Raw genomic sequence first — 20476 nt, forward strand, 5'->3', positions numbered from 1 at the left:
AAGGGATGGTTCCGATCTGGGATCAATCGCGCGCAACCTCGCGGTTTCGGCGCATCGGGTCAAGCGAGGAGTGGTCGCGCGGCAGCTTGTACCGCAGGTAAAGCTGCGCGTGTCAGCGGCCCTGCGCCGGTATGCGGGCGCCGCGCCGCCGGAACGGGGCGCGTAACAGTCGCAGCACCCCCCCCAGCCCCAAGCCGCCCGCGACAAAGCCCGCAGCCGCAAACACCACCCCGGCAAAGTTCAACGGTACAGCGGGCTGAAACGCCTGCCACGCCGCCCCCGCGATCTGCGGGTCCGACATCTGCGGCAGGTGGTAGGCGCGCATGAAAGGCCCCTGCCCCTGCAGTCGGGTCAGGGCGGTTTGCAATGTCTCGTAGCGGGTAAAGGTCGCGGCCATATCGGCGCGGCGACGCTCCATAAACGCGGTGCCGGTCATCTGCGCCAAGGCATCGCTGCGCGACAGGCCGACCGCTTGGGCGCTGGCATCGAAATCGGCAACGACCTCGTGCAGCGCATCGACCGCACCGCCCAACCGTTGCAGATATTGTTGCGAGTATTCGGGGAATTGCGAAGTCACCGCCGCGCCCGCCACACCGCCAGCAAGGGTCAGCGCCCGCAGGATCATGAAACGCCCCAAAGGTCCGTTGTGCAGCGCTTCATGATCCGCCCCCGTTCTTCCAGGCCCCTCATTACAAGGCCCGTCGTTAAAGGTTAAGCGATACCGCGATAAATCCCGGCGATCTTTTCGACCGCGGCCTCGGGCGTCATCTCTTCGCTTTCGCCGGTGCGGCGCGAGGTCACCTCGACCACACCGTTTTTCAGCCCCCGCGGCCCGACGGTGATCCGCCATGGCAGGCCGATCAGGTCCATCGTCGCGAACTTGCCACCCGCGCGTTCCTTGGTGTCGTCATATAGCGGGTCCAGACCCAGAGCCTGCAGGCTGGCATACAGCGCGTCACAGGCCGCATCCGCCTGTTCGTCGCCCTGCTTGAGGTTCACAATCCCCACATGGAACGGCGTCACGCCCTCGGGCCAGATGATGCCCTTGTCGTCATGCGATGCCTCGATGATCGCGCCCAGCAGACGGCTGACGCCGATGCCGTGCGACCCCATGTGCACCGGCACAGGCTTGCCATCAGGCCCCTGTACGGTCGCCCCCATCGGTTCGGAATATTTCGTCCCGAAATAGAAGATCTGCCCCACTTCGATCCCGCGCGCGCTGCGCTGGCGTTCGGCGGGGACTTCGGCAAAAAGCGCTTCGTCATGGGTCTCGTCCGTGCGGGCATAGCGCGAGGTGAACTCCTCCATCACGGCCTGACACTGGTCGACGGAATCATAATCGATCTCGCGGTCGCCGAACTTCAGCTCGGTGATCTGGCTGTCATAGAACACCTCGGATTCGCCGGTTTCCGCCAGCACGAGGAATTCATGCGTGTCGTCGCCGCCGATCGGGCCGGAGTCCGCGCGCATCGGGATCGCCTGGAGCCCCATGCGTTCATAGCTGCGCAGATAGGTCACCAGATGGCGGTTATAGGCGTGCAGCGCATCTTCTTTCGTCAGATCAAAGGTATAGCCGTCCTTCATCAGGAACTCGCGGCCCCGCATGACGCCGAAACGGGGGCGGACCTCGTCGCGGAATTTCCACTGGATGTGGTATAGCGTCATCGGCAGATCCTTGTACGACCCGACGTGGCTGCGGAAGATATCGGTGATCATTTCCTCGTTCGTGGGACCATAAAGCATGTCACGGTCCTGACGGTCCTTGATGCGCAGCATCTCGGGGCCGTAGGCGTCAAAGCGGCCGGATTCCTTCCACAGGTCCGCCGATTGCAACGTCGGCATCAGCATCGGGATATGGCCCGCACGCTGCTGTTCTTCGTGCACGATGGTTTCGATCTTGCGCAGCACCTTGAAGCCAAGCGGCAGCCACGAATAGATCCCCGCCGCCGATTGCTTGATCATGCCCGCCCGCAGCATCAACCGGTGGCTGACAATCTGCGCCTCAGAGGGGTTTTCCTTGAGCACAGGCAAAAAATAACGGGACAGACGCATGATGATCCTCTCAGAGTGAATTGGCACCTGACTATGATAATCCCCGCGCCGAGACAATCACGAAGAGACGGGGCACCAACAGCAGGCACCAAGAAGCGGGGCACCAGGTCACGCGTCCCGCAACCGATTGACCCTCGGCGCACAGACGCGTTTGTTGTCAGCGGCACAAAACAAAAAGGACGCCCCATGACCATGATCCTAGAGCCCGCGCGCGAAACCCCTGTGATCCACGAGACCGGCGTGCTGGTGATCGGCTCCGGCCCCGGTGGTCTGGCCGCGGCCCTTGCCGCCGCCCGCGCCGGGGCAGAGGTGACGCTGCTCGACCGGTTCGGCTGCTTTGGCGGCAATATCACCGTGGTCGGGGTCGAAGGCTTTGCCTGGTACCGCCATGAACAGACGATAGAGGCCGGCGGCATCGGCTGGGAATTCGAGGAACGCGCCAAGGCGATGGGGGCTGCCAGCCCTGAATCCCAATCGCTCAGCTACGAGCTGGACAGCGAGGGGTTCAAACTTGTCGCCGACCGGCTGGTGACCGAAGCAGGCATCCACCCGATGCTGCACCGCCAGTTCGTAGCGCCCATCATGGAGGGCGACACGATCCGGGGTGTCATCGTCGAATCAAAAGCGGGCCGCGAGGCGATCCTCGCCAAAATCGTGATCGATGCCACGGGCGACGCCGATGTCGCCCACCGTGCAGGTGCCCCGACCTACAAGACCCCGGTCGAGGAGATGCAGGCCGCCTCGGTCATGTTCCACATCGCGGGCGTCGATAAGGCGGCCTTCATGGCGGGGGTCAAGGCCGACCCGCAAACCTATGCCAATTGGTCCACAGGCGAATGGGTGGTCGAAACCGATGGCAAGGAAGACGCGATGTTCTCTCCGTTTCTGGCCAAACCCTTTGCCCAGGCCATCCGCGACGGGCGTATGCCCGCCAACCTCAATACCATCGGGGGCACATGGGGCGCTGTGCATGACAGTGGCGAGATGACCTATATGAACCTGATCCACCTTGCGGAATGCGACGGCACCGACCCCGACAGCATGACCCGCTTCGAGATCGAGGGCCGCGCGCAGGCGATGCACGCGATTGACGCGCTCAAGGCCTATACGCCGGGCTGCGAGACCGCGCGGCTGCGCAATTTCGGCATGAGCATCGGCATCCGCGATACGCGCAAGATCGACGCGGTTTACAACATGACCGAAACCGACGTGCGCCAGCAGGCCCGTTTTGACGATAGTATCGGCATCTACCCCGAGTTCATCGACGGCTACGGCGTGTTGATCATCCCCACCACGGGGCGCTACATGCATATCCCCTACCGTGCGATGCTGCCCAAAGGGGTGAAGAATCTGCTCGTCGCGGGCCGCGCCATCGGCGGCGATAAAATCGCTCATGCCGCCACGCGCAACATGGCGTGTTGCACGGTGGCAGGCCAAGGCGCGGGCGTCGCGGCGGCCATCGCGCTGGCTTCGGGCTGCCCGCTGGACGCCGTCCCGCTGGAGCGCGTGCAAAAAACCCTGCAAGATCAGGGCGTCCGCTTGCATTGACCGCGCCACGCCCGCTTCCAAATGGCTCTAAATCCTCGCCGAAGGCACCTGCCCTATCGGCGGGTGCTGCCGATCCATTTCACCACGGGCCTTGAAAAATCGCCCCCGTTGCGCAATGTCGACCGGAACCAGAATGCGAGGATGCGGCATGGGCCTGCCTATCAGAGATCAGATGAAATACTGGGGTGTCGCGGGGGCGCTTTTTCTGGTGTTCCTGTGGTTCACCGGTGACGTGCTGCTGCCGTTTCTGATCGGAGCGGCGATTGCCTATTTCCTGGATCCCGTGGCCGACCGGCTTGAAGCCATGGGGCTGAGCCGCGCGATGGCCACGATGGTGATCACGCTTGTCGCCTTGCTGATCTTTGTGCTGATGGCGCTGCTGGTGATCCCGACCTTGATCAATCAGGCCGTCAACCTGTTCGAGGTCGCCCCCGAGCTGACCCGCAATTTCACCAATTTCCTGACCGAACGTTTCCCCGCCCTGCTGGACGAAGGATCGACGCTGCGCAGCTCGATCAACTCTATCGGGTCGACCATTCAGGAACGGGGCGGCGAGGTGCTGAACACGGCGATTTCCTCGGCGGCGTCGCTGCTGAACGTGATGGTGCTGTTTGTGATCGTGCCGGTGGTTGCCGTCTATCTGCTGCTGGACTGGGACCGGATGGTCGCCCAGATCGACCGCTTGCTGCCGCGCGACCACGCGCCGGTGATCCGTCGCCTTGCGCGTGACATCGACCGCACGCTGGCGGGGTTCATCCGCGGCATGGGCACCGTCTGCCTGATTTTAGGGGCCTATTATGCCATCGCGCTGATGCTGGTGGGGCTGCAATTCGGCCTTGTCGTGGGCTTTATCGCGGGGCTGGTCACCTTCATCCCCTATCTCGGCGCGGTTCTGGGCGGAGCCTTGGCCATCGGTCTGGCGCTGTTCCAGTTCTGGGGGGATTGGTTCTCGATCGGGATGGTGGCGGGCATCTTCGTGCTCGGCCAGATGATTGAAGGCAACTTCCTCACCCCCAAGCTGGTGGGCAATTCGGTCGGGCTGCATCCGGTCTGGCTGATCCTCGCGCTGTCGGTCTTTGGCTCTTTGTTCGGCTTTGTCGGCATGCTGGCGGCCGTGCCGATTGCCGCCGCCCTTGGCGTGATTGCACGCTTCGCGACCGAGCAATATGTTGAAAGCTCGCTGTATCAGGGCACGCAGCGCAAGACCTTGGACGAAACGGCGGACTGACACGATGGCACAACAGCTTGGACTTGACCTTCCCAGCCGCCCCGCACTGGGACGGGACGACTTTTTCGTCGCCCCGTCCAACGCGATTGCCGTGGCCATGATCGAGGGCTGGCAGGCCTGGGCGGGGCGCAAGATGGTGCTGACCGGACCGCCCGGATCAGGCAAGACCCATCTGGCGCATGTCTGGGCCAATCTGTCCGGCGCAGGTATCATCGACGCGCGCGACATTGCCACGGGCGATATCCCCGCGCTGGCCCAGGGCCCGCTGGCGGTCGAGAACGTGCCCGACATCGCGGGCGACAATGCGGCCGAGACGCATCTTTTCCACCTGCACAATCTGGTGCTGGCCGAAGGCCATAGCCTGCTGCTGACCGGCACCCCGGCGGTGCCCCAATGGGGGCTGCATCTGCCTGACCTGACGAGCCGTATGCGCGCGGCGACGGCGGCAGCACTTGAAGCGCCCGATGACAGCCTGCTCACGGCCGTCATGGCCAAGCTGCTGGCCGACCGCCAGCTGACCCCCAAACCCGATGTGATCCCCTATCTGTTGCTGCGCATGGACCGGTCTTTCGCCGCCGCGGGTGATCTGGTCGCGGCCCTGGATGCCGCCAGTCTGGCGCAACAAAAGCCGGTGACACGGGCGCTGGCTGCACAAGTGCTGGACAATGGGTTTAACGCCGCGCGATAATCTTCTCAGATTTCGTCACAAACCCATTACAATGCAACGCCATAAGGCCGTCATGACAAACGCTGACTTTCTCGAATCCGCCTTCGTTCCGCCGCAGGATATGCCCGATCTGGACATCACCGGCCCCGGTCGTTTCTATAACCGCGAGCTCAGCTGGCTCGGGTTCAACTGGCGTGTTCTAGAAGAGGCGAAGAACCCCCGCGTGCCGCTGCTGGAACGCCTGCGCTTCCTGTCGATCTCGGCGGGCAACCTCGACGAATTCTATACCGTGCGTGTTGCGGGCCTGCGCGAGCTTGCCCAAGCAGGCAACACCACCCCCGCCAGCGACGGGCTGACCCCTGCCCAGCAACTGGTGCTGATCAACGAAGACGCGCGCAAGCTGATGACCGAACAACAGCGCGTACTGGTCGATCTGATGTCCGAGATGGACGACCAGAACATCATGCTCGAACGCGCCGCTGATCTGGACGCGGCCGATCTGGCCTATCTTGACGATGTATTCCTGCACCGCGTCTTTGCGGTTCTGACCCCGCTGGCGATTGATCCCGCGCACCCCTTCCCCTTCATCCCCAACACCGGTTACGCGCTGGCGCTGCAACTGGAACGCACCAGCGACAAGCGCCCGCTTCAGGCGCTGCTGCCGATTCCGGCGCAGATCGACCGTTTCGTCGCCCTGCCCGCCGCCGAAGGCTCGCTGCGGTTCCTGCCGCTCGAGGATCTGCTGGTGCTCAAGGTGCCGGGGCTGTTTCCGGGCTACAAGCTCAAGGCGCATTTCGAATTCCGCGTGCTGCGTGACAGCGACCTTGAGGTCGAGGAAGAGGCCGAAGATCTGGTGCGCGAATTCGAGGTCGCCCTGAAACGCCGGCGCCGCGGCGAGGTCGTGCGCCTGACCCATTCCGCCGGTGCCCCCGAAAAGCTGAAATCCGTGGTCATGGCCGAACTGGGCGTGCGCCCGCAGGATGTGATCGAACTGGACGGGATGATCGGCATCAACGACCTGTCCGAACTGGTGACCGACAGCCGCCCCGATCTGCTTTGGCCGCAATTCACCCCGCGCATCCCCGAACGCGTGACCGACCACGAAGGCGATATGTTCGCCGCGATCCGGTCCAAGGACATGCTGCTGCACCACCCCTACGAGACCTTCGATATGGTGGTCCGCTTTCTGGCACAGGCCGCGCGCGATCCCGATGTGGTGGCGATCAAACAGACGCTTTACCGCACCTCGCGCGACAGCCCCATCGTAGAGGCACTGTGCGAAGCCGCCGAAGACGGGAAATCCGTCACCGCGCTGGTCGAGCTCAAGGCGCGTTTCGACGAGGCTGCCAACATCCGCCAGTCACGCCGGCTGGAACGCGCGGGCGCGCATGTCGTCTATGGGTTTCTCGACCTCAAGACCCACGCGAAAATCTCGACCGTGGTGCGCCGCGAGGGCGATCAACTGGTCACCTATACCCACTATGGCACGGGCAACTATCACCCGATCACCGCCCGGATCTATACCGACCTGTCACTGTTCACCTGTGACCAGAAGCTGGGCCGCGACGCGACCAAAGTGTTCAACTACCTGTCGGGCTACGCGCAACCCGACACGCTGGACAACCTCGCCATCTCGCCCATTTCGTTGAAGCCGCGCCTGCTGGCAATGATCGCCGCCGAGGCCGACCATGCCGCAGCCGGAAAACCGGCAGAGATCTGGGCCAAGATGAACTCCATCGTGGATGCGGATGTGATCGACGCGCTCTACGCCGCGAGCCAGGCAGGGGTGAAAATCAGCCTGGTGATCCGCGGCATCTGCGGGTTGCGCCCCGGCATCAAGGGGCTGTCCGAAAACATCCGCGTGAAATCCATCGTCGGGCGCTTTCTGGAGCATTCACGCATCGTCTGCTTTGGCAATGGCTACGGGCTGCCGCATAAGAAATCGCGGGTCTTCATGTCCTCCGCCGACTGGATGGGCCGCAACCTGACCCGCCGCGTCGAAACCCTGGTCGAGATCGAGAACCCCACCGTCAAGGCGCAGATCACCAGTCAGGTCATGGCGGCCAATCTTGCGGATGTGGCGCAAAGCTGGGTCATGTCCCCCGATGGCAGCTTTGCCCGCCCCGAGATTGCAGAAGGCACCTTCGCCTTCAACTGCCACCGCTTCTTCATGGAGAACCCCTCTCTCTCCGGACGCGGCACGGCGGGCGCATCCGACGTCCCGAAACTGACCCATACCGAAGACTAACCGCTTCATTTTGCCTGTAAACTCTCGCCGAAGGCGCATCTGTCCGCTTGCGTTCCCGCTGGCGTTTATATCCCCCCAACGCGGCGGGGTTTTTCACGTGCCCGTTTGCGTTAACGATTGACGCGGCGGGCCGGCTGGGCCAACTTGCCCCCCAAACAAAGGCCCCCGCAGGAGCGTCCGTGGCAGATAAAACCGACACCCCTCCGCCCTCTCCCGTGCCCGAAACGGGCGTCGCTGATCTGGGCCTGTTCGGCAAACCCCTGTTCCAAGACCCATCGGCCCGTGCGCTGGCGCGTGTGGGTGTGGTCGATGTGGGGTCGAACTCTGTCCGGTTGGTGGTGTTTGACGGGGCCGCACGGTCGCCTGCCTATTTCTACAACGAAAAAATCATGTGCGCCCTTGGGGCGGGCATGGCCGAAACAGGCCACCTGTCGCCCGAAGGCCGGGTTCGCGCCCTCTCCGCCATGCGCCGCTTCAGCAAGCTGGCACAGGGCATGGGCCTGTCCGAGCTGACCGTCGTCGCCACCGCCGCCGTGCGCGACGCCAGCGACGGGCTTGATTTCTGCGACGAGGTGCAGCGCGAGACGGGCCTGAAGATCTGGGTCATCGACGGCGAGGAAGAGGCGCGGCTGTCAGCGCAGGGTGTTTTGCTGGGCTGGCCCGGTGCCTTTGGTCTGGTCTGCGACATCGGCGGGTCGTCGATGGAGCTGGCGGAAATCTCGGGCGGGCGCGTGGGCAAGCGGGTGACCTCGGCGCTCGGGCCGCTGAAACTGCGCGACATCAAGGGCGGTGCCAAGGCACGGCAGGCGCAGATCAAGACAGTGATCGAAGGGCTGGCCGAAAAGATGGGCGCACAGCGCGACCGTCTGTTTCTGGTGGGCGGCTCATGGCGCGCGATTGCGCGCATCGACATGGTGCGCCGCGGCTACCCGCTGCACGTGCTGCATGAATACCGGATGACCCCGAAATCCGTCCGCGAGACGGTGAAACACATCCAGACCAGCGACCATGAAGAGCTGCGCAAGATCAGTGGCGTCTCCTCCAGCCGGATGGCGTTGGTGCCCTTTGCCGCCGAAGTGCTGTCGCGGCTGGTCAAGACCTTCAAACCCAAGGATATCGCGATCTCCAGCTACGGGATCCGCGAGGGGATGCTGTATGAACAGATGCCCCAACGCCTGCGCGACCGCGACCCGCTGATCGAAGCCTGCCGTTTTGCCGAAGCCAAGGACGCGCGCACACCGGGGTTCGGCAAGGCGCTGTTCGACTTTATCCTGCCGCTCTATAAATCCGCGCCGCCGCAGCGCAAACGTCTGGTCAAGGCCGCCTGCCTGCTGCACGACGTCAGCTGGCGCGCGCATCCCGACTACCGCGCCGAAGTCTGTTTCGACAACGCAACACGGGCGAATCTGGGCGGGCTGAAACATTCAGAACGGATCTATCTGGGGTTGGCGCTGCTGCACCGCTATTCCAACAAGCGCGAGAATACCCGTTTCGAAGACCTCTATGAAATGGTCGATGAAAAGACCCGGCTAGAGGCTGAAATTCTGGGCAAGGCCATGCGCTTTGGCGCGATGCTCTGGATGAACCCCGAGGAAGAGCGCGGCCACCTGCGCTGGTTCCCCAAGAAAAAGCTGCTGGAGCTGTGGCTGACCGACGACATGATGCCCCTGTTCGGAGAGGTCGCCGAAGCGCGACTGAATTCCCTCGCCCTGTCCCTGGGGGCCGAGGTCCAGCTTAAGACCTGCAAGAAATAGCCTGTCTTACAGGTCGATCTGCGGCACCTCGTCCAGATAGATCGCGGGCGGGGGCGGCGTTTCATCGGGTGTCTTGTCTTCGGGCATGTCATCTTCCGGCGCGGGGTCTGGCTTGCGGCGGATCACAATATCGCCGTTGGGCATCTTTTGGGGCGGCTCATAGACGCTCCAATCCTCGACCTCTTCCAGCAGATCGGTAAAGGCGGGCCCCATCTCGGAAATGAAATTCCGCAGCGCGGGGCTGGCCTTGCGCCCCCACTCGCCCAGCCCTTCCAGCGCGGGGGCCATCTCTTTCTTCATACCGTCAAAGAAATCCCGCGCCCCGCGTTCCATCAAGGAAAAGCCGGAGCCGTCGTTTTCCTGCTCTTGTGCCACGGCGACACTGGACAGGCAGATCAGGGTGGTGGTCAAAAGAAACTGTCTCATGCGGTGAAGACTGCCCTATTTCATCTTGTGATGAAAGCGGGATTAAAGGCGCGTCGTCAGGTCCAGATCAATCGTCACCGGAAAGTGATCCGACGCCGTGATCAAGGCGTCGCGCAAGGCGGCATCCCCCCAGCATTCCGGGTCGTCCAACGGGTGCCAGATGCGCCATTGCGGCCGATGCGCGGTCAGGGCCGGGCTGATCATGATGTAATCCAGCAGCGCCTGCAGATAGCGTTTTTCAGGCGCGATCCAGAAGCGTGACGTGGTGGGCATCGCCCCGATCCGCTGGCCCAAGGCGCGGGTCGCATGGGGATCGACGAGCGCGCGATCCTGCCGGTGGCCCATCACAATCTCGACCGAGGACCGCCCAAAAAGATCCTCGAAACTGTCCAGGCCCGGCCCGTCGTTCAGATCGCCCAAGACCATCAGCGGCGTGTCATCGTCCAGCTGCGCATCGATCCGCCGACGCAGCCAGATCGCCTGCGCCAACTGCTTGCGCCGGTTGGCGATGCCGATGCGCAGCGCATCCTGCGGCGTCTTGGCCCCATGGGGGGCCTTGGATTTCAGATGCGCGCCGATCATGTGAAACGCCACCCCTTCGCGGGTAACGATATCCAGCTCGAGTGGCGGTTTGGAAAAGACGACATGATCCTCGCGCGCGTCGATATCCAGATCAATGTCCAACGTCCCGTCAAAGCGCGGCGCATCCCCCTGCCCGACCGCACCACCGGGCGCATGGGTGGCCGACAGCCGGTCGGGATCGAACAACAGCGCGATTTCCTGCTGCGTGTCATTGGCAAAGCCGATCACCGCCTTGCGGGTGCGCAGATCGAAATGCGCGGCAAAGCGTTCCAATGCGGCCACGGTGCCGCGTTTTCGGCTTTGGTCTGGGGCCTCGATCACCATCACAGCATCGGCATCCATCGCCCGAAACACGGTGCCCAAAGCCTGCGCCTGCTGCGCACGGGTGATATTGTGGCGCGCCGACCACCCGTCATCCAGCAACAGTTGATCCTCATCGTCGAACAGACCCGTGAACCATTCAACGTTATAGGTCGCGATCCGCATTACTGTGCCTTGCCTGACCAGGTCTCCCACGCGCGGTTGATGTCGATCATGCGTTTTTCGGCCATGGCGATGGCCTCTTGTGGCAGGCCACGGGCGACCAGAGCGTCGGGGTGATTGGCCCGCACCAGTTTGCGCCAGGCCGCGCGCCCCTCTTCAAGCGAGGCATCGGGCGGAATGCCCAGAACCGCATGGGGCAGCGGCGAGGTATCGGGCACGAACCGCGCCCGAAGCGAGGCAAAATCGCTGTCATCCATCGCGAAGATCTGCGCCACCCGCACCAGAAACGCATCCTCGTTCGGGTGGTACATGCCGTCGGCCATGGCAATGTGGAACAACCCTTCGATCAGGTCATGCAACGTCTCGGGCTGGTCCGCGAACATCTGCGCAATGCGCGCGGCGTAATCCTCGAACCCGGCCACATCGTGCCGTGCTAGATTGAACACCCGCGCCGCCCCCTGCTGGTCGGCCTCGGCAATCTGGAACACTTCGCGAAAGGCGGTAACTTCGTCGCGGGTCACCTGCCCGTCGGCCTTGGCCATCTTGGCCCCAAGCGCGATCACCGCAATGGTAAAGGCCACCGACCGCTCTGGCGGGGTGCGCAGACGGTCGAAAACAGCCGACAGCCCCTCACCGGCGGTGAGCGCTGACAAAGCTTCGGTGATGCGAGACCAAATAGACATGACGCCCACCATACGGGGCAGCGCCGGGGAAGTCAGCGGGGCGTCAGCATTTTCTGCATCAAAATTAGGTCAAGCTGCTGCCCGTTCTTCTGCCCGATGCGCGGCATCCTGCCCACGTGGTCAAACCCGAGCGCTGCATGAAAGCCGACGGCACCGGGATTGGCCCCGCTGATCGCCGCCACCATGACGCGCCGCCCCTGTGCGACGGCCGCATCACAGGCGGTTTGCATCAAGGCACGGCCGGCACCCGCGCCCTGTGCTGCGGCATCCAGCACGATCGAATGCTCCACCGCATCGCGATACCCCACCCCACTGCGAAAGGCCCCGTAGGTGATGAAACCGGCGACACCCTCCGCGTGGGCCACCCAGAACTGCCCCGCGCGACCGGCGATCAGCGCCTCGACCTCTGAACCGGTTTTGGGCTGCGACGTGAAGGTGAACAGCGTTTGCGTGATCATCACATTCCACAGGGCCGCCACCACACCGGCGTCACTGCCCTTTGCAGGTCGGATGATCACGCCAGCACAGCACAGCCCGCAGGCGTGTCAAAACGGGCAGACAGCGCCGGTGTCCCGACCTCGAACACGACGCGCGCATCGGTGAAGACCGGGGCAAGCGCTGCCGCCAACGTCTCTGCCTGCGGGTGCTGGACCGTCAATGTCACCAAACGACAGCCAGAGTCATCAAGCCGCTGGGTCGGATGGGCTTCCCCCTCCCATTGCATCAAGGCAGGGGCGCAATTGTCATAGGGCAGCATACCGGTGTCCGGCACCGCCATACGCCAGCGCAGATCCCCGCGCTGCAACGCCACCGGCGCGCCGTAGCCTTCGGGCAAAGCTTCCAGCGTCGCGTCAAGATCATCGCAGCGGCAAATCCAGTTGGACAGCCGCGCCGGGCCGTTGAACCGGTCCAGATCAAACCAGCGCGCATAGGCAGGCGCAGGCGCGTCGGGGTCTACGGCAATCGCCTCCAGATAAAGCGCATCGGCAAGCCCCAGCAGGTGGTTATGCGTGCCAAACACCGCATGTGCGCCACCCGGCTGCAACGGCACCCCAAGCACTTGCGCGGCCAGGTCAGACGCGGCATCCAAGCTCTCGCCCGCGACGGCAAGATGGTCCAGTTCGATCATTGGTCCTGCTTCCAGATGGTTCAAATCCTCGGGGGAGTGTGAGGGGGCAGACAGCCCCCTCGCGCCCGTTTAGCTGCGTGCGGCACGGATCAGTTTCAGGATATCCTGCGCGGCATTGGGGATATTTGTCCCAGGCCCGAAGATCGCCTTGACCCCCGCATCTTTGAGGAACTTGTAATCCTGCTGCGGAATGACCCCGCCGCAGATGACCAGAATATCCTCGGCCCCCTGATCCTTCAGCGCCTTGATCAACTGCGGGGCGAGCGTTTTGTGACCCGCCGCCTGGGACGAGATGCCGATGACATGCACGTCGTTGTCCACGGCATCCTGCGCGGCCTCGGCGGGGGTCTGGAACAGCGGCCCCACATCCACGTCGAACCCGATATCGGCAAAGGCGGTCGCAATGACCTTGGCCCCGCGGTCGTGCCCGTCCTGACCCATCTTGACCACCAGCATACGCGGACGGCGGCCTTCGGCTTCGGCGAAATCCTCGACCGATTTCTGGATTTCCGCAAAGCCGCTGTCGCCCTCATAGGCCGCGCCATAGACGCCGGCCAATGTCTTGACCTCGGCGCGGTGACGTCCGAATTTTTCTTCCATCGCCATGCTGATCTCCCCTACGGTGGCGCGGGCGCGGGCGGCTTCGACCGCCCCTTCCAACAGGTTTCCGCCCTCTGCGGCGCGGCGGGTCAGCTCGGCCAGGGCGGCTTTGCAGGCGTCTTCGTCACGCGCGCTACGGATCGCTTCAAGACGTTTGATCTGGCTGTCGCGCACCTTGACGTTATCGACATCCAGAATGTCGATCTCGTCCTCGACCTCGCGGCGGTATTTGTTGACCCCGACGATCACCTCGGTGCCGCGGTCGATCTTGGCCTGACGCGTGGCGGCGGCCTCTTCGATGCGCAGTTTCGGCATGCCGGAGGCGACGGCCTTGGTCATCCCGCCCAGTTCTTCCACCTCTTCGATCAGCTTCCATGCGGCGTCTGCCAGATCGGCGGTCAGCTTCTCGACATAGTAGCTGCCGGCCAGCGGGTCGACGACATTGGTGACGCCGGTTTCTTCTTGCAAAATCAACTGCGTGTTGCGCGCAATGCGCGAGGAGAAATCGGTGGGCAGGGCAATCGCCTCGTCCAGCGCGTTGGTGTGCAGCGACTGCGTGCCGCCCAGAACCGCGCTCATCGCCTCGTAGGCGGTGCGGATCACGTTGTTATAGGGGTCTTGTTCCTGAAGGCTCACGCCGGAGGTCTGGCAGTGGGTCCGCAGCATCGAGGATTTGGGGTTCTTCGGTTTGAATTCATCCATGATCCGCGACCACAGCAGACGCGCCGCGCGCAGTTTCGCGGCCTCCATAAAGAAGTTCATGCCGATGCAGAAAAAGAAGCTCAGCCGGGGTGCAAACCGGTCCACATCCATGCCCGCGGCAATCGCCGTGCGCACATATTCGCGGCCATCGGCAAGGGTAAAGGCCAGTTCCTGCACAAGGTTCGCCCCCGCCTCTTGCATGTGGTAGCCCGAGATCGAGATGGAGTTGAATTTCGGCATGTGGTCCGAGGTATATTCGATGATATCCCCGATGATCCGCATCGAGGGCTCGGGCGGATAGATATAGGTGTTGCGGACCATGAACTCTTTCAGAATGTCGTTCTGAATGGTGCCCGAGAGCACGGATTTATCATGCCCCTGCTCTTCGCCCGCGACGATGAAATTCGCCAGGATCGGGATCACCGCGCCGTTCATCGTCATGGAGACCGACACTTTGTCGAGCGGGATGCCGTCGAACAGGATCTTCATATCCTCGACGCTGTCGATGGCCACGCCCGCCTTGCCCACGTCGCCCTCGACGCGGGGGTGGTCGCTGTCATAGCCGCGGTGGGTGGCCAGATCGAAGGCCACCGACACCCCCTGCTGCCCCGCCGCAAGGGCGCGGCGGTAAAAGGCGTTCGATTCCTCTGCCGTAGAGAAACCCGCATATTGGCGGATCGTCCACGGGCGGCCGGCGTACATGGTCGCCTTCACCCCGCGGGTAAAGGGTGCCTCGCCGGGGATGCCGCCCAGATGGTCCAGTCCTTCGGTGTCTTCCGCGGTGTAAAGCGGTTTGACATCAATGCCTTCCAGCGTGTGCCACGTCAGGTCATCGAGGCTACGCCCGCGCAGTTCCGCCTCAGCCAGATTGCGCCAGTTTTCTTTGTCCGCTGTCATGGTGGTGTCCTTTTCTTCTATCGCCGTCTGGCCAGCTTGTGCCGGCTCTTGGGGCGGTTGATGTCTCTGTCAGGGTGGCAAGACCATCCGCGCCGGCTGTCAGCCAGAACAGATCGTCCGCATAGGTTTCACGCAAGGCTGCGGCCTGCGCGTCGCTAAAGGGGTGCCAGTTGCCCAGCCCGTCGCTGCGCAGCCCTGCCGCGTCGGGGCCCATCTGCGCGCGCAGGCTCGCCTCGTCCGGGCGGCGGTTCAGCCAATAGCCTTGGGTGGTGGCGGGGGCAGCACGACCGGTGAGCTGCGTGAACAGCGCATCGGGGCGGCCCGCGTAATCGTCATAGCGGGCGATGCTGATCTTCGCCTCGGGCAAGGCGCAGGCAAGATCGGTGATGACATCGCGCCAGCCGCGCCGGTCATGGGCGATGCGGTCAATCTGGTCGGCATCCGGTACGGGATGCCCGCGCCCCACGGTATAGGCCAGCGCAGAGGCCCACCAATGGTCCGTCTGCCGGATGGTCAGCACCACCTGCGTCACGCGCCCGCCAAAGCTGGCCCCGAACCGCGCCATACGTTCGCCGATGGCCGGAAACAGCCGCCCGCTGCGCACCGAATGACGCGCCGAGCCGATCATATTCTCGTCCGAGATCAGCAGTTGATCCGCCCCGAGGTCCCGCGCCTTGCCCATCAGCAGCGACACGCGCCCGTTTACCAAATTCGGCCCCGAGGCCAGCATTCCCGACGCCGGAAACAGCCCCGCAAACAGCCCGCCACGGGTCTGGCGTGGCCCCCAGACGCAGGTGCCCTGCGCCGCAATCGGATCGGCGTGATCCGCCAGATAGCGTTGAAAACTGGTGGTTCCTGTACGGTGTGCACCGACGTGAAGAAGAATATCCATGATCTGCTTGCCCAATCCTTGAACGGGGGCCAGCCACTGTGGCCCACTAAGAGTTTGAGCCACAGTCATGCCCGCAAACCTGTTGCAGAGTGCTTAATATGCGCAGATGTCCGGTTGTGCATCGCAATTGCGTCGCGCAAGCTTATATCTGTACGGACAGGAGACAAAATGAAACCAGTGATAGCCCTTGTTTTTGCAGGATTGTTTGCGGTCTCGGCGGGGGCGCAAACGGCCACGGACCCCGAGGTTCCCGCGTTGTTCCTGCCCGCAGATATGGAAGATTTGAGTGAATTCCACTGGAAAAAAAGACCGGTTCTGGTCTTTGCGGACAGCGAGGATGACCCCGCCTTCCAATCCCAGATGGAGCTTTTGCGCGAGCAGCCCGAAGACCTGATCGAACGTGACGTGATTGTCCTGACCGATACCGATCCGGGCGCGCGCAGCCCGTTGCGGCTGCGGATGCGGCCGCGCGGGTTCATGTTGGTGCTGGTGGGCAAAGACGGCGGGATCAAGCTGCGCAAGCCCCGCCCCTGGGATGTGCGCGAGATCACCCGCAGCATCGATAAAATGACCATCCGGCAACGCGAAATTCGCGAAGCCAAGGAAAAGTCAGGTAAAATCTTCGACTGAACAGCCGGCAGCCGCTGCAATATGGGCCGGTGCTGCGAAGGGATCCCCCGCAGCGCCGTGTTGTATCCCATGATGGCAACGGCTGGCATGGCGCTTATTCGAACTCGATGATGACATCATCCACAGCGAGGCTGTCACCCGCTGCGGCATTGACTTTGGACACTTTGCCCTTCTTCTCGGCGCGCAGGATGTTTTCCATCTTCATCGCCTCGATGGTGCAGAGGTTCTGGCCTTCCTGCACCTCGTCGCCGACCTCTACATCGATTTTCACCACCAGACCCGGCATGGGGCACAGCAGCATTTTCGATGTGTCGGGCGGCAGTTTCTCGGGCATCAGACGGGCCAGTTCGGCCTGACGCGGGTTGCGCACATGCACTTTCATATCCGCGCCACGGGCCCGCACGCGGAACCCGCCAGAGATTTTGCCGACCTTGAACACCAGCGGTGCGTCATCGATGGTCATCTCGGCCAGTTGGTCGCCCGGTGTCCAGTCGCCCGCGACGCGCAGCGCTGTGCCGTCGTCGAAGGTCACCGTCGCGCCCTTTGGGTCGGCCTGAATTTCCACATCGAACGACTGGCCTTGCAGCGCGACGTTCCAGGCGGTGCCGACCTTGCGTTCGTGGTTGTCCATGCGGCCCGACACGCGTGTCCGGCGGATCTCTCCGACGCGGTGCATGGCTGCGGTGGCCGCCGCGATCCGGCGCAGTTCGGCCTCGGGCAGCTCTACCCCGTCGAAGCCGTCGGGGTATTGTTCGGCGATAAAGGCGGTGGTCATGTTGCCTTCGACAAAGATCGGGTGATCCATCACGGCAGAGAGGAACGGCAGGTTGTGCCCGATGCCTTCGACCTCGAAGCTATCCAGCGCCACGCGCATGCGTTCAATCGCCTCGGCGCGGGTCGGTGCCCATGTACACAGCTTGGCGATCATCGGGTCGTAATACATTGAGATTTCGCCGCCCTCGTAGACGCCGGTATCGTTGCGCACAGCCGTGTCACCCGCGGGCGCATCGCCCTGCCATTTGTCGTTGGTCAGCAAGGGGCCCGCCGCGATCTCCATCGGAGGGCGGTAGCGCGTCAGACGCCCGATGGAGGGCAGGAAGCCGCGGTAAGGATCTTCGGCATAAAGCCGGTTTTCGATCGCCCAACCGGTGAGTTTCACGTCATCTTGGGTGATGGTCAGCTTTTCGCCATTGGCCACGCGGATCATCTGTTCGACCAGATCGACACCGGTGATCAGCTCGGTCACGGGGTGTTCCACCTGAAGACGGGTGTTCATTTCAAGGAAGTAGAAGTTCTTGTCGCCGTCCACGATGAATTCGACCGTACCGGCAGAGGTATAGCCAACGGCCTGCGCCAAGGCGACGGATTGCTCGCCCATGGCTTTGCGGGTGGCTTCGTCAAGGAAAGGCGACGGGGCCTCTTCCACGACCTTCTGGTTGCGGCGCTGGATCGAACATTCGCGTTCGCCCAGATAGATACCGTTGCCGTGGGCGTCGCAAAGCACCTGAATTTCGATGTGGCGCGGCTGGGTGACGAATTTCTCAATAAAGATACGATCATCGCCAAAGCTATTGGCCGCCTCGTTCTTGGACGACTGGAACCCCTCGCGGGCCTCTTCGTCGTTCCACGCGATACGCATCCCCTTGCCGCCCCCACCGGCAGAGGCTTTCAGCATCACCGGATAGCCGATTTCGTTCGAGATCTTCACCGCCTCGTCCGCGTCTTCGATCAGCCCCATGTAGCCGGGGACCGTGGAAACACCGGCCTCCTGCGCGATTTTCTTGGAGGTGATCTTGTCGCCCATCTTCTCGATCGCGCCCTTAGGGGGGCCGACAAAGGCGACGCCAGCGGCCTCGAGCGCCTCGGCGAATTTCGCGTTCTCGGACAGGAAGCCATAGCCCGGGTGTACGGCCTGCGCGCCCGACTGCTTGATCGCGTCCATGATCTTGTCGATCACGATATACGACTGGTTCGCGGCAGGCCGGCCGATGTGAATCGCCTCATCGGCCATCTGGACGTGCAACGCCTGCGCATCAGCGTCGGAATAGACGGCGACGGTTTCGATGCCCATCTTCTTGGCGGTCTTGATAACGCGGCAGGCAATCTCGCCGCGGTTGGCGATCAGGATCTTATTGAACATCGACTGTCCCTTTTGGTCTTGAGTGAACGGAAAAACCCCGCATCAGCACGCGGCTGAGCGGGGCAAAATCTTTGGCAATGCAGCTACCGCGACCCGAGGCCGCGGCAGATGTCAGATTATTGGCAGCGTACTGCGCCGGATTGGCACGCCAGTACGTTTGCGCCGGCACCGATTGCCGCGCCTTGCGCGAGGCTACCGCCTGTAACGGCTGCAGCACCGGCACCCACGACACCACCGCCGAGCGCTTGTTCGCCCAGTGTGTCACCGCATGCAGCGAGGCCAGCGGACGCAGTAACGGCGAGAAGAATTGTTTTGATGGACATGGGATTAAACCTTTTATTGATCGTGCGTTATTCGCGATGTGATACTGATAAACGCATGGTTTCGCAGAAGGTTCCACCGCGGTTTGAATAACGGCGCGCGCCCCTGCCCCCACGGGCAAATTACCGCCCAACACGCCATGCACGTGGCGAAAACCAGCCGAACGGAAGGGGGCGACGCGCATGATCAATCCTCGAACGCGTCGGGGAAAGACGCCCGGGCAAGGGCTTCGTTGATGACCAGCATCGCGTCATAGTCGGCTGGATCAAAGGGGTCGTCTACCGCGACGACCTCGCGGCCAAAGAGCCAAGACAAACGGCCCGCGTCCAGATTGCCCCTTTCGAACGGCTGGTCGCCAAAGGCTTCCCACAGCGCGCGCATAAAGGCCGTGTCAACGCGACGGTCCGCCGCCTTGCGGTCGGAACGGCGTTCGCGACGGGTCAGCGGGGTGACCCCACGCGGATTGGCGCGACGGATAACGAATTGATAGTCTGATCCGGGCATACGCCCCGGAAAACCGCGATGTTTCAGCATGATACCCCCCAGACTGCGAGGGCGATGCGCGGTGCTACCCCTGCGTTACATGCCGCAGATGGGTTGGAGACAGGCGCAGAGGCCTGTCCCCGACAAGCATTACTTGTACTTGCCTGTGTACACGGGCTCAACCGAGATGGGCTCGGGTGCGACCACGACATATTCTTCTTGCTGTTTGGGTGCGCATGCCGCAACGGCTGCGATAAGGCCGAATGCGGCCAGCATTGTGATGCTCTTGGACATCTAAGTCTCCTGTCACTGTTTAAAGGGCCCGGCACTGCCTCATGCCAATCAGACCCCGATGTTAAAGTAAGAAATACGTCGGTATTCCCCGCCGCGACATTATCGCAGTTCATTGGCGTTGCATACGGTGTGCTTTCCAATGCGGCCAGATGTGACGCCAAAGCCGCAGTTCGGCGCGCTGGTGCCGCAGCGCTCGCAAGATGTTGTGGGTGCATCAAAGGCCCTCCCAGATACAGGTGTCGTTGCTCAGGCGAAATGCCTCGAAAAACTGTGTGGCATCGGGGTCGGACACCCCGAACTCCGTGACGCGATCAGCCAAAGAGATCACGATGACCTCTCCGTCCAGCGCATGTTGCGCCATGTAGGGAATGGCCAGCGCGTCGCACAGATAGGTCATATCGGCCCCAACCTGCGCAAAGTCCACAGCGCCCGTATCGCGCGCGATATACGGGGCGACAAAACGGAAGCGCAGCCATGTCTGCACCCCCACCTCGTCTATCAGCACCTCTTGCAATTCGATGCTTTCGCCCGACGGCACCTCAACGGGCTGCGCCGCGGCAGAGGCCGTGGCGAAAGCTGCGCAAACCGCAAGCCACTTCAGTGCCGCACCCGCTGGATGCAGCCCGAAGGGCAATGACGCGGAAAGAGAGGGGTGATCGGTAACCAAAGCGGTCTCCTGCCCCTCGGGGCACCTGCAAAGGCACCGCGAGGGATATG

Annotated in this window: 20 protein-coding genes; 6 read left to right on the plus strand and 14 right to left on the minus strand. The window is 62.8% G+C overall.

The genetic code is table 11. The features are described 5' to 3' along the window. Nucleotides 1-112: 112 nt before the first annotated feature. Nucleotides 113-625, minus strand: a complete 513-nt coding sequence (locus IV89_RS11820; protein WP_037943789.1) for a DUF2937 family protein — start codon at nt 623-625, stop codon at nt 113-115. Between the two features lie 86 nt (nt 626-711). Continuing rightward, nucleotides 712-2052: a proline--tRNA ligase gene (gene proS / locus IV89_RS11825; RefSeq protein ID WP_037943787.1), complete on the minus strand. Its 1341-nt coding sequence runs from the start codon at nt 2050-2052 to the stop codon at nt 712-714. A 186-nt stretch (nt 2053-2238) separates the two neighbouring features. Between proS and IV89_RS11830 the strand changes: the two genes are divergently transcribed. From IV89_RS11830 to IV89_RS11850, 5 genes are all read left to right on the plus strand, one after another. After that, the gene (locus IV89_RS11830; RefSeq protein ID WP_037943785.1) at nt 2239-3600 is read left to right on the plus strand and encodes an FAD-dependent oxidoreductase; all 1362 of its coding nucleotides are present in this window, start codon (nt 2239-2241) and stop codon (nt 3598-3600) included. A gap of 148 nt (nt 3601-3748) precedes the next feature. Further along, entirely contained in the window at nt 3749-4828 is a 1080-nt protein-coding gene (locus tag IV89_RS11835) for an AI-2E family transporter (RefSeq protein WP_037943783.1), read from the plus strand. A 4-nt stretch (nt 4829-4832) separates the two neighbouring features. Continuing rightward, a complete protein-coding gene (locus tag IV89_RS11840; protein WP_005852349.1) occupies nt 4833-5516 on the plus strand; it encodes a hypothetical protein in 684 nt (227 codons plus the stop codon). 52 nt (nt 5517-5568) lie between these two features. Continuing rightward, nucleotides 5569-7743 (plus strand): RNA degradosome polyphosphate kinase, encoded by a 2175-nt coding sequence (locus IV89_RS11845; RefSeq protein ID WP_037944974.1) that lies wholly within the window; start codon nt 5569-5571, stop codon nt 7741-7743. Nucleotides 7744-7922: 179 nt separating this feature from the next. Further along, a complete protein-coding gene (locus tag IV89_RS11850; RefSeq protein ID WP_037943782.1) occupies nt 7923-9497 on the plus strand; it encodes a Ppx/GppA family phosphatase in 1575 nt (524 codons plus the stop codon). A 6-nt stretch (nt 9498-9503) separates the two neighbouring features. Here IV89_RS11850 and IV89_RS11855 read toward each other — a convergent pair whose 3' ends face one another. The 7 genes from IV89_RS11855 to IV89_RS11885 all read right to left on the minus strand — a co-directional run bounded on the left by IV89_RS11855 (nt 9504) and on the right by IV89_RS11885 (nt 15891). Further along, complete coding sequence (locus tag IV89_RS11855; protein WP_037943780.1) at nt 9504-9923, minus strand: hypothetical protein; 420 nt, start codon at nt 9921-9923, stop codon at nt 9504-9506. A 42-nt stretch (nt 9924-9965) separates the two neighbouring features. Beyond that, the gene (locus IV89_RS11860) at nt 9966-10991 is read right to left on the minus strand and encodes an endonuclease/exonuclease/phosphatase family protein (RefSeq protein WP_037943778.1); all 1026 of its coding nucleotides are present in this window, start codon (nt 10989-10991) and stop codon (nt 9966-9968) included. Continuing rightward, entirely contained in the window at nt 10991-11671 is a 681-nt protein-coding gene (locus tag IV89_RS11865; protein ID WP_037944973.1) for a molecular chaperone DjiA, read from the minus strand. The genes IV89_RS11860 and IV89_RS11865 overlap by 1 nt, the downstream gene beginning before the upstream one ends. A gap of 32 nt (nt 11672-11703) precedes the next feature. Continuing rightward, nucleotides 11704-12189, minus strand: coding sequence for a GNAT family N-acetyltransferase (locus tag IV89_RS11870; protein WP_037943777.1), 486 nt, complete (start codon nt 12187-12189; stop codon nt 11704-11706). Then, nucleotides 12186-12800 carry a VOC family protein gene (locus IV89_RS11875; protein WP_037943776.1) on the minus strand — a complete coding sequence of 205 codons (615 nt, stop codon included), beginning with the start codon at nt 12798-12800 and terminating at the stop codon, nt 12186-12188. Before IV89_RS11875 ends, IV89_RS11870 begins: the two co-directional genes overlap by 4 nt. Nucleotides 12801-12869: 69 nt before the next feature. Then, nucleotides 12870-14999, minus strand: a complete 2130-nt coding sequence (gene scpA, locus IV89_RS11880; RefSeq protein WP_037943775.1) for a methylmalonyl-CoA mutase — start codon at nt 14997-14999, stop codon at nt 12870-12872. Continuing rightward, nucleotides 14962-15891, minus strand: a complete 930-nt coding sequence (locus IV89_RS11885) for a hypothetical protein (protein WP_037944972.1) — start codon at nt 15889-15891, stop codon at nt 14962-14964. Before IV89_RS11885 ends, scpA begins: the two co-directional genes overlap by 38 nt. Nucleotides 15892-16059: 168 nt before the next feature. On the opposite strand from IV89_RS11885, the gene IV89_RS11890 reads away from it, so the two are divergent. Continuing rightward, the gene (locus tag IV89_RS11890) at nt 16060-16521 is read left to right on the plus strand and encodes a DUF4174 domain-containing protein (protein ID WP_037943773.1); all 462 of its coding nucleotides are present in this window, start codon (nt 16060-16062) and stop codon (nt 16519-16521) included. Between the two features lie 94 nt (nt 16522-16615). On the opposite strand, the gene IV89_RS11895 is transcribed toward IV89_RS11890, so the two are convergent. The 5 genes from IV89_RS11895 to IV89_RS11915 all read right to left on the minus strand — a co-directional run bounded on the left by IV89_RS11895 (nt 16616) and on the right by IV89_RS11915 (nt 20426). Continuing rightward, a complete protein-coding gene (locus IV89_RS11895) occupies nt 16616-18661 on the minus strand; it encodes an acetyl/propionyl/methylcrotonyl-CoA carboxylase subunit alpha (protein ID WP_037943772.1) in 2046 nt (681 codons plus the stop codon). 116 nt (nt 18662-18777) lie between these two features. Beyond that, nucleotides 18778-18984: a hypothetical protein gene (locus tag IV89_RS11900; protein ID WP_037943771.1), complete on the minus strand. Its 207-nt coding sequence runs from the start codon at nt 18982-18984 to the stop codon at nt 18778-18780. A gap of 184 nt (nt 18985-19168) precedes the next feature. Then, a complete protein-coding gene (locus tag IV89_RS11905) occupies nt 19169-19516 on the minus strand; it encodes a hypothetical protein (RefSeq protein ID WP_005852325.1) in 348 nt (115 codons plus the stop codon). 99 nt (nt 19517-19615) lie between these two features. Further along, nucleotides 19616-19759, minus strand: a complete 144-nt coding sequence (locus tag IV89_RS11910) for a hypothetical protein (protein ID WP_005852323.1) — start codon at nt 19757-19759, stop codon at nt 19616-19618. Between the two features lie 214 nt (nt 19760-19973). Beyond that, the gene (locus tag IV89_RS11915; protein WP_235183764.1) at nt 19974-20426 is read right to left on the minus strand and encodes a DUF6497 family protein; all 453 of its coding nucleotides are present in this window, start codon (nt 20424-20426) and stop codon (nt 19974-19976) included. Nucleotides 20427-20476 lie beyond the last annotated feature (50 nt).

Source organism: Sulfitobacter sp. CB2047 (assembly GCF_000735125.2).
In the GTDB taxonomy this organism is placed as follows: Bacteria; Pseudomonadota; Alphaproteobacteria; order Rhodobacterales; family Rhodobacteraceae; genus Sulfitobacter; species Sulfitobacter pontiacus.

What these genes read in the sequence shown, in the direction of transcription:
- IV89_RS11835 (WP_037943783.1), top strand. Translation starts at nt 3,749, where the DNA reads ATGGGCCTGCCTATCAGAGATCAGATGAAATACTGGGGTGTCGCGGGG.
- IV89_RS11845 (WP_037944974.1), top strand. Translation starts at nt 5,569, where the DNA reads ATGACAAACGCTGACTTTCTCGAATCCGCCTTCGTTCCGCCGCAGGAT.
- IV89_RS11895 (WP_037943772.1), bottom strand. Translation starts at nt 18,661, where the DNA reads ATGTTCAATAAGATCCTGATCGCCAACCGCGGCGAGATTGCCTGCCGC.
- IV89_RS11910 (WP_005852323.1), bottom strand. Translation starts at nt 19,759, where the DNA reads ATGTCCAAGAGCATCACAATGCTGGCCGCATTCGGCCTTATCGCAGCC.
- IV89_RS11855 (WP_037943780.1), bottom strand. Translation starts at nt 9,923, where the DNA reads ATGAGACAGTTTCTTTTGACCACCACCCTGATCTGCCTGTCCAGTGTC.
- IV89_RS11840 (WP_005852349.1), top strand. Translation starts at nt 4,833, where the DNA reads ATGGCACAACAGCTTGGACTTGACCTTCCCAGCCGCCCCGCACTGGGA.
- IV89_RS11865 (WP_037944973.1), bottom strand. Translation starts at nt 11,671, where the DNA reads ATGTCTATTTGGTCTCGCATCACCGAAGCTTTGTCAGCGCTCACCGCC.
- IV89_RS11905 (WP_005852325.1), bottom strand. Translation starts at nt 19,516, where the DNA reads ATGCTGAAACATCGCGGTTTTCCGGGGCGTATGCCCGGATCAGACTAT.
- IV89_RS11900 (WP_037943771.1), bottom strand. Translation starts at nt 18,984, where the DNA reads ATGTCCATCAAAACAATTCTTCTCGCCGTTACTGCGTCCGCTGGCCTC.
- proS (WP_037943787.1), bottom strand. Translation starts at nt 2,052, where the DNA reads ATGCGTCTGTCCCGTTATTTTTTGCCTGTGCTCAAGGAAAACCCCTCT.
- IV89_RS11830 (WP_037943785.1), top strand. Translation starts at nt 2,239, where the DNA reads ATGACCATGATCCTAGAGCCCGCGCGCGAAACCCCTGTGATCCACGAG.
- IV89_RS11820 (WP_037943789.1), bottom strand. Translation starts at nt 625, where the DNA reads ATGATCCTGCGGGCGCTGACCCTTGCTGGCGGTGTGGCGGGCGCGGCG.
- IV89_RS11885 (WP_037944972.1), bottom strand. Translation starts at nt 15,891, where the DNA reads ATGGATATTCTTCTTCACGTCGGTGCACACCGTACAGGAACCACCAGT.
- scpA (WP_037943775.1), bottom strand. Translation starts at nt 14,999, where the DNA reads ATGACAGCGGACAAAGAAAACTGGCGCAATCTGGCTGAGGCGGAACTG.
- IV89_RS11860 (WP_037943778.1), bottom strand. Translation starts at nt 10,991, where the DNA reads ATGCGGATCGCGACCTATAACGTTGAATGGTTCACGGGTCTGTTCGAC.
- IV89_RS11875 (WP_037943776.1), bottom strand. Translation starts at nt 12,800, where the DNA reads ATGATCGAACTGGACCATCTTGCCGTCGCGGGCGAGAGCTTGGATGCC.
- IV89_RS11890 (WP_037943773.1), top strand. Translation starts at nt 16,060, where the DNA reads ATGAAACCAGTGATAGCCCTTGTTTTTGCAGGATTGTTTGCGGTCTCG.